12 protein-coding genes and 1 pseudogene are annotated in these 14,762 nt (G+C 70.5%); 8 read left to right on the top strand and 5 right to left on the bottom strand.

The genetic code is table 11. The annotated features are described in order from the left end of the window. Nucleotides 1-58: 58 nt before the first annotated feature. Nucleotides 59-338 (top strand): annotated as a pseudogene (locus tag AB0878_RS43480) (aldehyde dehydrogenase family protein); the annotation flags it as partial. 76 nt (nucleotides 339-414) lie between these two features. Here the strand turns inward: AB0878_RS43480 and dxs are convergent. Further along, the gene (gene dxs, locus AB0878_RS43475) at nucleotides 415-2,334 is read right to left on the bottom strand and encodes a 1-deoxy-D-xylulose-5-phosphate synthase (protein WP_366588045.1); all 1,920 of its coding nucleotides are present in this window, start codon (nucleotides 2,332-2,334) and stop codon (nucleotides 415-417) included. 209 nt (nucleotides 2,335-2,543) lie between these two features. Here dxs and AB0878_RS43470 point away from each other — a divergent pair, with 209 nt between their 5' ends. The 5 genes from AB0878_RS43470 (at nucleotide 2,544) to AB0878_RS43450 (ending at nucleotide 8,784) form a co-directional block, all read left to right on the top strand. Next, nucleotides 2,544-4,013 carry an aldehyde dehydrogenase family protein gene (locus AB0878_RS43470; RefSeq protein WP_366588043.1) on the top strand — a complete coding sequence of 490 codons (1,470 nt, stop codon included), beginning with the start codon at nucleotides 2,544-2,546 and terminating at the stop codon, nucleotides 4,011-4,013. Nucleotides 4,014-4,081: 68 nt separating this feature from the next. Then, a complete protein-coding gene (locus AB0878_RS43465) occupies nucleotides 4,082-5,635 on the top strand; it encodes an amino acid permease (RefSeq protein ID WP_366588040.1) in 1,554 nt (517 codons plus the stop codon). Next, nucleotides 5,632-7,179: a GMC oxidoreductase gene (locus AB0878_RS43460; protein WP_366588038.1), complete on the top strand. Its 1,548-nt coding sequence runs from the start codon at nucleotides 5,632-5,634 to the stop codon at nucleotides 7,177-7,179. The genes AB0878_RS43465 and AB0878_RS43460 overlap by 4 nt, the downstream gene beginning before the upstream one ends. Nucleotides 7,180-7,305: 126 nt before the next feature. Continuing rightward, nucleotides 7,306-7,731, top strand: a complete 426-nt coding sequence (locus AB0878_RS43455; protein ID WP_366588035.1) for a hypothetical protein — start codon at nucleotides 7,306-7,308, stop codon at nucleotides 7,729-7,731. A gap of 42 nt (nucleotides 7,732-7,773) precedes the next feature. Continuing rightward, on the top strand, nucleotides 7,774-8,784 hold the full coding sequence (locus AB0878_RS43450) for an iron-siderophore ABC transporter substrate-binding protein (protein ID WP_366588033.1): 1,011 nt from the start codon (nucleotides 7,774-7,776) through the stop codon (nucleotides 8,782-8,784). Between the two features lie 76 nt (nucleotides 8,785-8,860). Here AB0878_RS43450 and AB0878_RS43445 read toward each other — a convergent pair whose 3' ends face one another. Next, nucleotides 8,861-10,051, bottom strand: coding sequence for a class I SAM-dependent RNA methyltransferase (locus AB0878_RS43445; protein ID WP_366588031.1), 1,191 nt, complete (start codon nucleotides 10,049-10,051; stop codon nucleotides 8,861-8,863). Then, nucleotides 10,048-12,096: an APC family permease gene (locus AB0878_RS43440; RefSeq protein ID WP_366588028.1), complete on the bottom strand. Its 2,049-nt coding sequence runs from the start codon at nucleotides 12,094-12,096 to the stop codon at nucleotides 10,048-10,050. Before AB0878_RS43440 ends, AB0878_RS43445 begins: the two co-directional genes overlap by 4 nt. Nucleotides 12,097-12,192: 96 nt before the next feature. Here AB0878_RS43440 and AB0878_RS43435 point away from each other — a divergent pair, with 96 nt between their 5' ends. Beyond that, nucleotides 12,193-12,858 (top strand): TrkA family potassium uptake protein, encoded by a 666-nt coding sequence (locus tag AB0878_RS43435; protein WP_366588026.1) that lies wholly within the window; start codon nucleotides 12,193-12,195, stop codon nucleotides 12,856-12,858. Then, nucleotides 12,858-13,514, top strand: coding sequence for a TrkA family potassium uptake protein (locus AB0878_RS43430; protein WP_360596843.1), 657 nt, complete (start codon nucleotides 12,858-12,860; stop codon nucleotides 13,512-13,514). The genes AB0878_RS43435 and AB0878_RS43430 overlap by 1 nt, the downstream gene beginning before the upstream one ends. Nucleotides 13,515-13,577: 63 nt before the next feature. Here AB0878_RS43430 and AB0878_RS43425 read toward each other — a convergent pair whose 3' ends face one another. After that, the gene (locus AB0878_RS43425; RefSeq protein WP_285974718.1) at nucleotides 13,578-14,237 is read right to left on the bottom strand and encodes a DUF3159 domain-containing protein; all 660 of its coding nucleotides are present in this window, start codon (nucleotides 14,235-14,237) and stop codon (nucleotides 13,578-13,580) included. 144 nt (nucleotides 14,238-14,381) lie between these two features. After that, nucleotides 14,382-14,762: an OB-fold nucleic acid binding domain-containing protein gene (locus AB0878_RS43420; RefSeq protein ID WP_220238342.1), complete on the bottom strand. Its 381-nt coding sequence runs from the start codon at nucleotides 14,760-14,762 to the stop codon at nucleotides 14,382-14,384.

Below are 14,762 nucleotides of genomic sequence, written 5' to 3'. Positions count from 1 at the left end.
CCGGGGAGGCGCTCGGCACGAGCGTCCTCTCCGGACAGTCCGAAGTCGACAAAGCGATGGCAGCCGGGTGCTGGTGCACGCGGACGTGCACGACGAGTTCGTCGCCGGGCTGACCAAGGTGGCCGCCGCGCGGGTGTCCGGGGTGGACTACGGCCCGCTCGACAGCCGCGCGCAGCTCACTGGTGCAGGAGGAGGTGTTCGCGCCGGTGATCACCGTGCAGGCGTTCGATTCCGAAGAGCAGGCTGTGGAGCTGGCCAACGGCGTGCCGTACGGGCTCGCGTCCTCGGTGTGGACGCGCGACGTCGCCCGGGCGGCTTGGGTTTCGCGCGACCGGGAGGCGAACCGTTTGTCATGACGACAACAAAACGGCGGGCCTCTTCACAAAGAGACCCGCCGTGGTGAAAACGAGAAACTCAGCCCCGCGGATTCTCCGCCGGTACATCCTGCGCCACGCCCAACCGGCCCGACGCCCACTCCGTGATCCGGCGCGCCACGTCCTGCGCGGTGAGTCCGACGCGGTCCAGGACCTCGTCGCGCGAGCCGTGTTCGTGGAAGGTCTGCGGGACGGCCAGGTCGCGCAGCGGGACGTCGCAGTCGGCGTCGCGGAGGACTGCGGCCAGGGCGGAGCCGAAGCCGCCGTGGCGGCCGCTGTCTTCGACGGTCACCACGAGCTTGTGCTGGTCCGCGAGGGCGACCAGTTCGGCCGGGACGGGGACGACCCAGCGCGGGTCGACGACCGTGACGCCGATGCCCTGGTCGGCCAGGCGGTCGGCGGCCGCGAGGCCCAGCTTGCCGAACGAGCCGACGGCGACCAGCAGCACGTCCGGGGTGCAGGACTCGCGTGGGCGGCGCAGCACGTCGACCGTGCCGAGGCGTTCGACGGCGGGCAGGTCGGCGCCGACGGTGCCCTTCGAGAAGCGCAGGGCGGTGGGGCCGTCGGAGATGGCCACGGCCTCGCGCAGCTCCTCGCGCAGCGTGCCCGGGTCGCGGGGCGCGGCCACGCGCATGCCGGGCACCATGCCGAGCAGCGACAGGTCCCACATGCCGTGGTGGCTGGGGCCGTCGGGACCGGTGATGCCGGCGCGGTCGAGCACGAACGTCACCGGCTGGCGGTGCAGGGCGACGTCCATCAGGACCTGGTCGAACGCGCGGTTGAGGAACGTGGAGTAGACCGCCACCACCGGGTGGAAGCCGCCCATCGCCAGGCCCGCCGCCGACGTCACGGCGTGCTGCTCGGCGATGCCGACGTCGAACCAGCGGTCCGGGAACTTCTCGGAGAACTTCTCCAGGCCGGTGGACCGCAGCATCGCCGCGGTGATCGCCACCACGTCCTCGCGCTCGGCGCCGATCTTCGCCAGCTCGTCGCCGAACACGCCGGTCCAGCTGGGGCCCTTCACCGGCGGCAGGCCGGTCTCCGGGTCGATCGGGTCGGTCTGGTGCATCTGGTCGGCCTGGTGGTTCACCGCGGGCGCGTAGCCGTGGCCCTTCTCGGTGACGACGTGCACGATCACGGCGCCGCCGAACGCGCGGGCGCTCTGCAACGCCTTCTCCAGCGCCACCAGGTCGTGGCCGTCGACCGGGCCGAGGTACTTCAGGCCCAGGTCGGAGAACATCACCTGCGGGCTCAGCGCGTCCTTGATGCCGGCCTTCGCTGCGTGCAACGCGGCGTAGATCGGCTTGCCCACCACGGGGGTGTTGCGCAGGATCTCGCGCCCGCCGTCGAGCAGGCGCTCGTAGCCGGGCTGCAGGCGCAGCGCCGCGAGGTGGTCGGCGAGCCCGCCGATGGTCGGCGAGTAGGAACGGCCGTTGTCGTTGATCACGATCACGACCGGCCGGTCCCGGTTCGCCGCGATGTTGTTGAGCGCCTCCCAGCACATGCCGCCGGTCAGCGCGCCGTCGCCGACCACCGCCACGGCGTGGCGCGGGGCGCCGCCGGACAGCTCGAACGCCTTCGCCAGGCCGTCCACATAGGACAGCGCGGTGGACGCGTGGCTGTTCTCCACCAGGTCGTGCTCACTCTCGGCGCGCGACGGGTACCCGGTCGGCCCGCCGAGCTGGCGCAGCTTGTCGAACTCGGTGTGCCGGCCCGTCACGATCTTGTGCACGTACGCCTGGTGACCGACGTCCCACACGATCGCGTCGCGTGGCGAGTCGAACACCCGGTGCAGCGCGAGCGTGAGCTCCACGACACCCAGGTTCGGACCGAGGTGACCCCCGGACCTCCGCACCTTCTCGACGAGGAAATCCCTGATCTCGGCGGCCAGCTCGTCGAGGTCCTCGACGCTCATGCGCTTCAGGTCCGCCGGTCCGTGCACGGAGTCCAGCATCGTCACAGCTCCACCTCGCCTGGTTCCCTTCGCTCCCGCCAGTTCGGGCCAGTCTACGGATCCGCGCCACCACCGCCGCGCCGCCCGCGTCCCGGATCACACGCCGGGGCCCCGCGCAACTCCACGGTCGGGTGTGAACATGGAGTCTTCGGCCAAGTCGCGGCTACCGCGAGTGGCCCCGATAATCCGAACCGGACCAAGATCGAGAGGACCTCATGGCGGACTTGTACATCGGCGGCGAATGGGTGGACGCGAAGGCGGGTGGCCGGCGCGAAATCCGGTGCCCCGCCGACGGCTCGCTCGTCGCCGAGGTGGCCGAGGCCACGCGCGAGGACACCGAGGCCGCCATCGCCGCCGCCCGGCGCGCGTTCGACACCGGCCCGTGGCCCTCGACACCCGCCGCCCAACGCGGTGACCTTCTGCTGCGCACGGCCGACCTGCTCGACCGCGACGCCGAGACCTTCGCCCGCGCCGAGTCGCTCGACACCGGCAAACGCCTGGTCGAGAGCCGCTACGACATGGCCGACATCGCCGCCTGCCTGCGCTACTTCGGCAAGCTCGCGGCCAACGACGCGGGCCGCGTGGTCGACACCGGCAGCGCCGACGCGTTCAGCCGGATCGTGCACGAACCGGTGGGCGTGTGCGGGCTCATCACGCCGTGGAACTACCCGCTGCTCCAGACCATCTGGAAGGTCGCGCCCGCGCTGGCCGCGGGCAACACGCTCGTGCTCAAGCCCAGCGAGCTGACGCCGCACACGTCGATCCTGCTCATGAAGCTGCTCACCGAGGCGGGCCTGCCCGGCGGCGTCGCCAACCTGGTGCTCGGCGCGGGCCCGGAAGCCGGCGCGCCGCTTTCGGAGCACCCGGACGTGGACCTGGTCTCGTTCACCGGTGGTCTGGCCACCGGCCGCGTGATCGCCGCCAACGCCGCCGCGACGGTGAAAAAGGTGGCCCTGGAGCTCGGCGGCAAGAACCCCAACGTGGTGTTCGCCGACGCCGACTTCGAGACCGCCGTGGACTACGCGCTCACGGCCGTCTTCCTGCACTCCGGCCAGGTCTGCTCCGCGGGCGCGCGGCTCATCGTGCAGCGCGAGTGGCACGACGAGTTCGTCGACGAGCTGGTGCGCCGCGCCGAGCGGATCCGCCTCGGCGGGCCGTTCGACGAGCACGCCGAGACCGGCCCGCTGATCTCGGCCGCCCACCGTGAAAAGGTCGAGCGCTACGTCGCCACGGCCCTGGCCGAGGGCGCCGTGCTGCGCACCGGCGGCAAGCGGCCCGACGACCCCGAGCTGCGGAACGGTTTCTACTACCTGCCGACGATCCTCGACAACGTCGCACAAGGCAGCCACGCCGTGGTGGAGGAGTCGTTCGGACCGGTGCTCACGGTCGAGACCTTCACCGACGAGGACGACGCCGTGCGCATCGCGAACGACACCCACTACGGGCTGGCCGGCGGCGTGTTCACCAATGACGCCGCGAAGGCGCAGCGCGTGGCCAACCGCCTGCGCCACGGCACGGTCTGGATCAACGATTACCACCCGTACCTGCCGCAGGCCGAGTGGGGCGGCTACAAGCAGTCCGGCTTCGGCCGCGAGCTGGGCCCGACGGGCCTGGCCGAGTACACGGAGGCCAAGCACATCTACCAGAACCTGCGTCCCGGCCCGCAGAAGTGGTTCGCCGGCTGACACCCGTGCGCTGAAAAAGCGCCCTCAAGCCCTAGTCCGATCGAGAACCACCGAAAGGACCAGTGCCCGTGAGCACCGACACCGGCGGCCGTGGCAACGCGGACACCAGCGATCAGGAACTCGGCGAGTTCGGCTACACCAACCAGCTCAAGAGAACGCTGGGCAGCTTCCACACCTTCGCCGCCGGCATCAGCTACATCTCGGTGCTCACGGGCGTGTTCCAGCTCTCCTACCTGGGGATTTCCCAGGGCGGCCCGGCGTACTGGTGGTCGTGGCCGATGGTGTTCGCCGGGCAGCTCATGGTGGCGCTGAGCTTCGCGGAGCTGGCCGCGCAGTACCCGGTGGCCGGGTCGGTCTACAACTGGGCGAAAAAGCTCGGCAACGGGCACGTGGCGTGGCTGGCGGGCTGGATGATGCTGCTGGCCTCGATCGTGTCCATCTCGGCGACGGCGCTGGCCTACCAGCGGACGCTGCCGCAGATCACGTCGTTCTTCCAGTTCATCGGCGACGGCTCGGGCTCCAGCGACGCGGCCAACGGCGTGCTGCTGGCCACCTGCCTGATCGTGTTCACCACGCTGGTCAACGCGTTCGGCGTGAAGCTGATGGCCCGCATCAACAGCGCCGGCGTGTTCATCGAGCTGCTGTTCGCGGTGCTGCTGGTGGTGTTCCTGGCGTTCCACTTCGTGCGCGGCCCCGGCGTGGTCACGGAGACGAACGGCACGGGCGCCGGACACGCGGGCGGCTACCTCGGTGCGTTCCTCATCGCGGCCATCGCGTCGTCCTACGTGATGTACGGGTTCGACACGGCGGCCTCGCTCGGCGAGGAGTCGGTGGACCCGCACCGCAACGCCCCGAAGGCCATCATGCGGGCGCTGGTGGCGTCGTTCCTGCTCGGCGGGCTGATCATCCTGTTCGCGCTCATGGCCGTCGGCGACATCCACGCGCCCGAGCTCGGCACGGTCGGCCTGCAGTTCGTGCTCACCGACGCGCTCGGCCCGGCGATCGGGCGGATCTTCCTGTTCGTGGTGTTCATCGCGATCACGGTGTGTGTACTCGCCGTGCACACGGCGGCGATCCGCATCGCGTTCGCCATGGCGCGCGACAACGCGCTGCCCGGTGGCTCTCGCCTGGCGCGCGTGAGCAAGAAGACCGGCACGCCGGTGCTGCCCGCGATCGTGATCGGCGTGATCGCGATCGCGCTGCTGCTGGTGAACATCAACTCGGCGCAGATCTTCTCGGCGGTCACGAGCCTGGCGATCATCCTGATCTACCTGGCCTACCTGCTCGTGACGGTCCCGATGCTGATCAAGCGCCTGCGCGGCGGCTGGCCGCGCAAGGACTGCCCGCCGGGCCGGTTCTCGCTCGGGCGCTGGGGCCTGCCGGTGAACGTGCTCGCGGTGCTGTGGGGCATCGGGATGACGGTGAACCTCGCCTGGCCGCGCACGGAGATCTACAACGCGTCCCCGCCGTTCCACTGGTACCTGCGCTGGAGCTCGGTGCTCTTCGTCGGCGTGTTCGCGGCCGGCGGGTTCGCCTACTACTGGTTCGTTCAACGCCACCGCATCGGGGTGCTCGCCGGCCACGCTTCCGTGCCGTCGTCTCAGAAGGAGGAGTCCAGGTGAACGAGTTCGACTACGTGGTGGTCGGCGGCGGCACGGCGGGTTCGGTGGTGGCGGCGAGACTTTCGGAGGACCCGGACGTCACCGTCTGCCTGCTGGAGGCCGGACCGTCCGATGTGGACGACGCCGCCGTGCTCGAGCTGACGAACTGGATGGCACTGCTGGAATCCGGCTACGACTGGGACTACCCGGTGGAGCCGCAGGAAGCCGGCAACTCGTTCCTTCGTCAGGCCCGCGCGCGAGTGCTCGGCGGGTGTTCTTCGCACAACTCGTGCATCGCGTTCTGGGCACCGGCCGAAGACCTCGACGAGTGGGCGTCGCTCGGCCTGCCGGGCTGGTCGGCCGCGGACATCTTCCCGCTGTACCAACGGCTCGAGACCAACGACGGCCCCGGCGAGCACCACGGCCGCTCCGGGCCCGTCACGATCCGGTCCGTGCCGCCGCGCGACCCCGCGGGTGTCGCGATGCTGGCCGCGTGCGCGCAGGCGGGCATCCCGACCACGGAGTTCAACTCCGGCAAGACGGTGACCCACGGCGCGAACTGGTTCCAGATCAACGCGCGCGAGGACGGCGTGCGGTCCTCGGCCTCGGTGTCGTACCTGCACCCGATCCTGGACAAGCGCGAGAACCTGGAGGTGCGCACCGGCGCGCGGGCCAAGCGGCTGCTGTTCGACGGCCGCCGCTGCACCGGCGTCGAGCTGCAGCACCCCGACCTGATCCACCACACGACCGTGACCGCGCGGCGCGAGGTGATCGTGAGCTCCGGCGCGATCGACACGCCGAAGCTGCTGATGCTCTCGGGCATCGGGCCCGCCGGGCACCTGCGCGAGGTGGGCGTGGACGTGCTCGTGGACTCCCCCGGCGTCGGCTCGAACCTGGAGGACCACCCCGAGGGCCTGGTGCAGTGGGACGCGCTGCAGCCGATGGTCACCGAGTCCACGCAGTGGTGGGAGATCGGCATCTTCACGACCACCGAGGAAGGTCTGGACCGGCCGGACCTGATGTTCCACTACGGCTCGGTGCCCTTCGACATGAACACGCTGCGCCACGGCTACCCGACCACGGAGAACGGCTTCTGCCTCACGCCGAACGTCACGCGCAGCCGTTCACGCGGCACCGTCCGCCTGCGCACGCGCGACTTCCGCGACAAGCCCCGCGTGGACCCGCGTTACTTCACCGACGAGCACGACCTGCGCGTGATGACCCACGGCGTGAAGCTGGCCCGCGAGATCGCCGCGCAGCCGGCGCTGGACGAGTGGGCCGGCGTCGAGCTCTCACCGGGCCGCGACTGCGTGAGCGACGACGAGATCGCCGACTACCTGCGCAAGACCCACAACACCGTCTACCACCCCGCGTGCACCGCCCGGATGGGCCCGGACGGCGACCCGGACGCCGTGCTCGACGCCCGCCTGCGCGTGCGCGGCGTCGAGGGCCTGCGGGTGGCGGACGCGTCGGTGATGCCGTTCCTGGTGACGGTGAACCCGTGCATCACCACGATGGCCATCGGCGAGAAGTGTGCGGACCTGATCAAGCAAGACCGCGGCTGAGCGGCGAGGAACACCACGCCGGCCGGGTTTCCGGTGAGCGGGCACCGTCCACAAGCGTCCGTCCGGACGCAGTGGAACCGGTCACGGCGCCCGTACACTCGGGTTCCCGGGCCTGGTGGAGGTGTCGTGAGCGGTCGGTCGCTGCGCGGGACGCGGGCGGTGCTGGTGGCCGCCGGGGCGGTGGCGGGCGGCGTGGCCCTCGTGCTGCCGACGGCGCACTTTCTGTCCGACCGGGTGCCCGGCGACGTGCCCAGCCCCGAACTGAGCGTGGCGCTGCGGCTCGTCTGCGCGGTCGCGTTGGCGGCGGCCTTCGCGCTCGCCTGGATCACGCTGCGGCGGCACAGCGACGAGCCGCTGGCGTTCGCGACGCTGCCGGGGCTCGTCATCGTCGGTATCGCCGTGCGCTACCTCGTGCGGACGCTGCCGGCCTACGTCGATCAGCTCCCGGCCGCGCGCATCGGTCCGGCGCTGGGCGCGTGGCTGATCCTGGGCGTCGGCCTGCTGCTGACCGTGACGGGGCTCGTAGCGGGTTTCGCCACGAAGAGACGCTGACGCCGTTGCCAAAGTAGGCAATGCTTACCTAATATCGCCCGCATGACTTCTGGCCTGGTGGGACGGCGTGGTGCGCTCAAAGCCGCGGTGGGGGTGTCCGCGGGGCTGGCCCTGGCGGCTTGTTCGAGCTCCGGGGAGACGCCCGCCGCGAGCGGTCCGGCCGCGCCCGGCTTCCCGGTCGACGTGAAGGGTGTCGAGGGCACCACGACGATCCCCCGGCCGCCGCAGCGCGTGGTGTCGGTGGGCCAGTACCGCGACTCCGACGCGGCCGTCGCGCTCGGTGTCGTCCCGCTCATCACGCCGGATCTGGGCAAGTTCCTGCCCGGCGGGATGTCGCCGTGGCTCAAGGCGAAGGCGGGCACCCACCCGCCGGAGCTGTTCGCCGACACGCAGCTGCCGTTCGAGCGCATCGCCGCGCTCAAGCCCGACCTGATCCTCGGCACCGACCGGTCCACGTTGGCCCAGGACTACAAGACGCTCAGCGCGATCGCCCCGACGCTGTCGTCCGCGTCCGGCTACAACAAGGACACCTGGCAGGTCACCACCCGCCGCGTCGCCACGGCACTGGGCCGCTCGCCGGAAGCCGAGAAGCTCGTGACCGACGTCGAGGCCCAGATCAAGGCCGCGAAGGACGCCAACCCGAGCTTCGCGGGCCGCACGTTCACCATCGGCCCGGTCACCGGCGACGGAACGATCACCACGATCAGCAGCGCGCAGGACGCGTCCGCCCTGTTCTTCGCGCAGCTGGGGCTCGTGCTGTCGCCGAAGGTGACGTCGCTGCCCCAGACCTCCATCCCGGGCCGCTCGCAGATCAGCCCGGAACGCCTGGACCTCATCGACGCCGACGTCCTCGTGCTCACCTACACCACACCCGGCAGCCGCGCAGAAACCGAGGCGCTGCCACTGTTCCGGCAACTCCCCGCCGTGCGCCGCGGCTCGTACGTCGCCCTCGACATCACGACGGCGATCGCCCTGGCGTTCCCCTCGGCACTCAGCGTGCCCTACGGCCTGCAACAGGTCGTGCCCAAGATCTCCGGCGCGATCAAAGCCTGAGCCCGCCAACGCCACCACAGCGCGAGATCGCCGGCTCAAAGGCGATCTCGCACGCCCCGGCGGAGCCGGGGCCAAATTACTGCAGGAGGGCGACGCACTCCACGTGGTGGGTCATCGGGAAAGCGTCGAACGCCCGCAGGTCCGTGAGGGAGTACCCGTGGTCGGCGAAGGTCGCCAGGTCGCGCGCGAGGGCGGCGGGATCGCAGGCGACGTACACGATGCGGTCGGGCGAGCCCGCCGCGATGGCGTCCACCACGGCGCGGCCGGCGCCCTTGCGCGGGGGGTCGAGGACGACCACGTCGACGGGCTTCGGGGCGTCTTCGAGGGCGTGTTCGACGCGGCCGGCGCGCCACGAGACCTGAGGCAGGTCGGCGAGGTTGCGCCGGCCGTCGGTCACCGCCTGGCGGCCGGACTCCACGGCGAGCACGTGCCCGTCCGGTCCGACCTGGTCGGCCAGCACCGACGCGAACAGGCCGACGCCGGCGTAGAGGTCCCACGCCACGCCGCCGCGCGGGGCCTCGGCCCACTCGCGTACGAGCTGGGCGAACGTGTCGGCCGCGAAGGGGTGCACCTGCCAGAAGCCGTGGGCGTCAAGGCGCCAGTCGCGGCCGGCCGCGTGTTGCACGGCGAGGCCGCCGGACAGCTGGCGGGACTTGGTGCGGCCGTGGACGGTGGAGAGCTCGCGCAGGTGCGTGTGCCCGTCGCCGTCAGTGGTGGTCTCCAGTTCGGTGCCCGGGCGCCAGCGCTTGGCCAGCGCGACGTCGAGCGTGCCCGGCACCGCGATCGGGCAGTCGTCGAGCGCGACGACGCGGTGGCTGTGGTGCGCGCGCAGCCCGGCGCGGCCGTCGCGGCCGGCCACGAGCCGCACGCGGCTGCGCCAGCCGAGCGGGCCGCCGTCGAGCGGCTCGACCACGACGTCACGCGTGATGCCCGCGAGGCGCTCCAGCTGTTCGGCGACCACGGCCGCCTTCAGCGAACGCTGGTACGCGGGGTCGGCGTGCTGCCAGTCGCAGCCCCCGCAGCCGCCCGGGGCGGCCAGCGGGCACGGCGGCGTGACGCGATGCTCCGACGCCTCGAGCACCTCCACCGCGTCCGCCCGGCAGAACGAACCGCCCTTGTCCTCGGTCACCTCGGCGCGCACGCGCTCGCCCGGCAACCCGTGGCGCACGAACACCACCCGTCCGTCCACACGCGACACGCAGTGGCCGCCGTGGGCGACCGGGCCGATCTCGAGCTCGAGCACGCGGCCGAGCCAATTCTCCGTCATTCAGCAGTTTCCTTGGCCGGTTTGGGGGTTTCCACGGGCTTCGCGACACCACCGGCGCTCGCCGCGAACCCACGTCGCACGTCGCCGGCCGCGGGGCGGGCCCGGCGTTCGCGCTCGGCTGCCTTCGCCGAGGACTCCAGCTGCCACGGCACACTCGCGACGATGACACCCGGCTGGAACAGCAGCCTTCCCTTGAGCCGCAACGCACTCTGGTTGTGCAGCACCTGCTCCCACCAGTGGCCCACCACGTACTCCGGGATGAACACGGTGACCACGTTGCGCGGGTTGTCGCCGCGCACGCGCTTCACGTAGTCCAGCACCGGCTTCGTGATTTCCCGGTAGGGCGACTCGACGACCTTCAGCGGCACCTTGAACTTGTGCGCCTCCCACTCGGCGGTGAGCCGGCGGGTGTCGGCGTCGTCGACGTTCACGGTCACGGCCTCGAGCACGTCGGGCCGCATCGCCTTGGCGTAGGCCAGGGCGCGCAGCGTCGGCCGGTGCAGTTTGGACACCAGCACGATCGCGTGGTTGCGCGAGGGCAGCACCGTCGGGGTGTCGCCGAGTTCCTTCAGCTCTTCGGCCACGCGGTCGTAGTGCTTCCGGATCGCCGTCATCAACGCGAAAATCGCCACCATGGCGGCGATCGCGATCCACGCACCGAGGAGGAACTTGGTGATCAGCACGATGATCAGCACGGTGCCGGTCATCGTGAGGCCGATCGCGTTCACCGTCTGCGAGCGCCGCATCCGCCGCCGCACCGCGCCGTCGGTTTCCTTGGCCAGCAGGCGGTTCCAGTGCCGGACCATGCCGGTCTGGCTGATCGTGAACGACACGAACACACCGACGATGTAGAGCTGGATGAGCCGCGTGACCTCCGCGTCGAACGCGATGATCAGCACCAGCGCGAAGATCGCGAGGAACAGGATGCCGTTGGAGAACGCCAGCCGGTCGCCGCGCGTGTGCAGCTGCCGCGGCAGGTACCGGTCCTGCGCGAGGATCGAGCCGAGCACCGGGAAACCGTTGAAGGCCGTGTTGGCCGCCAGCAGCAGGATGATGCCGGTGGCGAAGGAAATGTAGTAGAACGCCGGCGGGAAGCTGGCGAACACGGCCTGGGCGATCTGCGTCACGATCGTCTTCTGCTGGTACCCCGCCGGAGCGCCCTGCAACTGCTCGGCCGGATTGTCGGCGAAGTTCACCTTGGTGATCACGGCGAGCGTGATGATGCCGATGAGCATGACCACCGCGAGCACGCCCATCAGCAGCAGCGTGGTGGCCGCGTTCTTCGACTTCGGCTTCCGGAACGCCGGCACGCCGTTGCTGATCGCCTCGACCCCGGTCAGCGCCGCGGCGCCGGAGGAGAACGACCGCAGGATCAGGAAGACGAACGCGAAGCCCGTCCACGTGCCCTCGGAGTGCAGTGTGAAGCCCGCGCTCTCGGCCCGCATCGTCGTGCCGGTCGCGGCTTCGATCAACCCCCACCCGACCATGACCAGGATGCCGATGATGAAGCCGTAGACGGGGATTGCGAAGGCTTTGCCCGATTCGCGCACTCCGCGCAGGTTCAGCGCGGTCAGCACCGCGACGATCACCACGGCGGTGATCACCTTGTGCTCGGCGACCCACGGGATGGCCGAGCCGATGTTGGCCACACCGGACGAAGTGGACACTGCGACGGTCATCACGTAGTCCACGAGCAGCGCGCTGGCCACGGTGAGCCCGAACTTGCTGCCCAGGTTGGTGCCGGCGACCTCGTAGTCACCGCCACCGCTCGGGTAGGCGTGCACGTTCTGCCGGTACGACGCCACGACCGTCAGCATGACCAGCGCCACGGCCACCCCGATCCACGGCGCGAACGCGTACGCCGACAGCCCGGCGAAGCTCAGGGTCAGGAAGATCTCCTCCGGCGCGTACGCGACGCTGGAGAGCGCGTCCGACGCGAAGATCGGCAGCGCGATGCGCTTGGGCAGGAGCGTGTGGCCGAGGCTGTCGCTACGGAACGGACGTCCGAGCACCAGGCGCTTCAGCACGGTCGGGAACTTCGACACCTTGGAAGACTAACTGCCACCCCGCACGGTAGGTTCGGCGCTGGTGCGCGAGGGTACCTACGGACGGGTTTACCCCCACCTACGAGGAGGCAGGGCGTGCACGTGGTGATCATGGGGTGCGGCCGGGTCGGCGCATCCCTGGCCGCGGCGCTGGAGCGTCTCGGCCACGAGGTGGCCGTCATCGACAAGAACCCCCAGGCGTTCCGCCGGCTGGGCAGCGACTTCCACGGCCAGCAGATCGTCGGCGTCGGGTTCGACCGGCAGGTGCTGATCGAGGCGGGCATCGAACAGGCCGGCGCGTTCGCGGCCGTGTCGAGCGGTGACAACTCCAACATCATCTCCGCGCGGGTCGCGCGCGAGAACTTCGGCATCGAGCACGTGGTCGCGCGGATCTACGACCACAAGCGCGCCGCCGTGTACGAGCGGCTCGGCATCCCCACCGTCGCGACGGTGCCGTGGACCACCGACCGCTTCCTGCGCACGCTCCTGCCGGACGGCGTCGCCTCGGTGTGGCGTGATCCCTCGGGCAACGTCGCGCTGCTGCAGCTGCCGCTGAACGAGGGCTGGATCGGGCGCAGCGTGCGCGAGCTCCAGGACGCCACCGGCGCACGCGTCGCGTTCATCATGCGGTTCGGCAACGGCGTGCTGCCGGACAACAAGACCATGGTGCAGGCCGACGACGTCGTGTACGTCGCGGCCCGCTCCGGCACCGTCAGCGACGTGACGAGCGTGGCCGCTCGCGCTCCGGAGGAGGAGAACTGATGCGGGTCGCGATCGCGGGTGCCGGCGCCGTCGGGCGCTCCATCGCCGTCGAGCTGATCGACGGACGGCACCAGGTGATGCTGATCGAGCGCGAGGCCGACCAGTTCGAACCCGACACCGTGCCGCAGGCCGACTGGGTCCTCGGCGACGCGTGCGAGGTCTCGATCCTCGAGGAGTCGGGGATCGAGCGCTGCGACGTGGTGATCGCCGCCACCGGCGACGACAAGTCCAACCTCGTGGTGTCACTGCTCGCGAAGACGGAGTTCGCCGTGCGCCGCGTGGTGGCCCGCGTGAACAACCCCGCCAACGAATGGCTCTTCACCGACGCCTGGGGCGTCGACGTCGCCGTGTCGACCCCGCGCATGCTCGCCGCGATGGTCGAGGAGGCCGTGAGCGTCGGCGACCTCGTGCGGTTGATGACCTTCCGCCAGAGCCAGGCGAACCTCGTGGAGCTCACGCTGCCCGAGGAGACCCCGTTGGCCGGCAAGCCCGTGAGCGAGATCGCGCTGCCCCGCGACGCCGCGCTCGTGACGATCCTGCGCGGCGACCGCGTGATCGTGCCGCAGCCGGAGGACCCGCTGGAGGCCGGTGACGAGCTGCTGTTCGTGGCGACGTCGGACGTCGAGCCGGAGATCCGCACGGCCCTGGGATACTGACGCAGACGGGAAAGGCCCCTCACGAGCACGTGAGGGGCCTTTCCGGCGTCTTGGGGAAGGCGGTCAAACCTCCGGAGTCGGCGTCTGCGCGTACTTCTCGCGCAGCCGGGCCTCGACCTCCGCGTCGGTCTCCGGCTTCGGTTCCGTCTCGGCCAGTGCCTTGAGCCGCTTGTCCGAGCGGCGGACCGCCCAGACGACCACGAGCAGGCCGAGCGCGTAGAGCGGGTAACCCATGGCGATCTTCGCGAACGCCAGCCAGCCGGTGTAGTCGCTGTTGTAGAGCCAGCGCTGCACCACGAACCGGGCGGCGAAGATCACGGCCAGCGCGAGCGTGGCGACGTCGTAGCCGTAGCGCGAGGGCTTGTCCTTGCGCCAGGCCTGGCCGGTGCCGTTGAGCGCGCTCCACACCACGCCGGCGATCGGCCAGCGCACCAGGATCGACAGCACGAACACGCCGCAGTAGGCGAGGCTCGCCCAGATGCCGAAGAGGAAGAAGCCCTTGGCCGAACCCGTGCGGAACGCGATGAACGCCGCGATCGCGACCCCGAAGAACCCCGAGATCGCCGGCTGCAGCGGCTCCTTGCGCACGACCCGCAGCACCGTGATCGCCACGGCGCTGCCGACCGAGCCCCAGATCGCCGCGGTGAGCCCGAAGAAGGCGTTCACCAGCACGAACACGATCACCGGCACCGACGAGTAGAACAGACCGGACACGCCGCCCATCTGCTCCAGCAATGTGGGTTCGGGCTTCTCGGCGTCGGTGTCGGTTCCGTCGTCGGCGCGGTGCTGGTCGCTGTCCTGCTTTTCGTCCCCGCCTTCGGGCACGTGCTTCTCGTCGCGGGGAGCGGGTTCAGTCACGGGAGTCGATCAACCTACCGGGCTCTGGAGTTCGTAGTACGGGTTGTACAGCACCTTCTGGCCGTCACGCTCTGCCATCCGGCCGCGGACCTTGATGGTCCGACCCGGCTCGATACCGGGGATCCGGCGTCGGCCCAGCCAGATTAGCGTCACGCCCTGTGTGCCGTCGAACAGCTCGGCCTGGAGCGTCGGAGTTCCCTCGCTCGGGCACAGCTCGACGCTGCGCAGCCTGCCGAGCACTGTCGCCTCTTCGCCGGACCGGCAGTCACAGGCGCGGCGCGCCCCTTCGGCCCCGGACCTCTCGGACATCTCGTCGGCGTCGAGGTCCTCGACGTCGCTGGTCAGCTTGCGAACCAACCGGCTGAAGTAGCCGCCGTCCTTGGCGGACAT

Source organism: Amycolatopsis sp. NPDC047767, assembly GCF_040704195.1.
In the GTDB taxonomy this organism is placed as follows: domain Bacteria; phylum Actinomycetota; class Actinomycetes; order Mycobacteriales; family Pseudonocardiaceae; genus Amycolatopsis.
The sequence above is the reverse complement of the archived record's forward strand: the minus strand, read 5'-3'. Positions and strand labels throughout refer to the sequence as shown.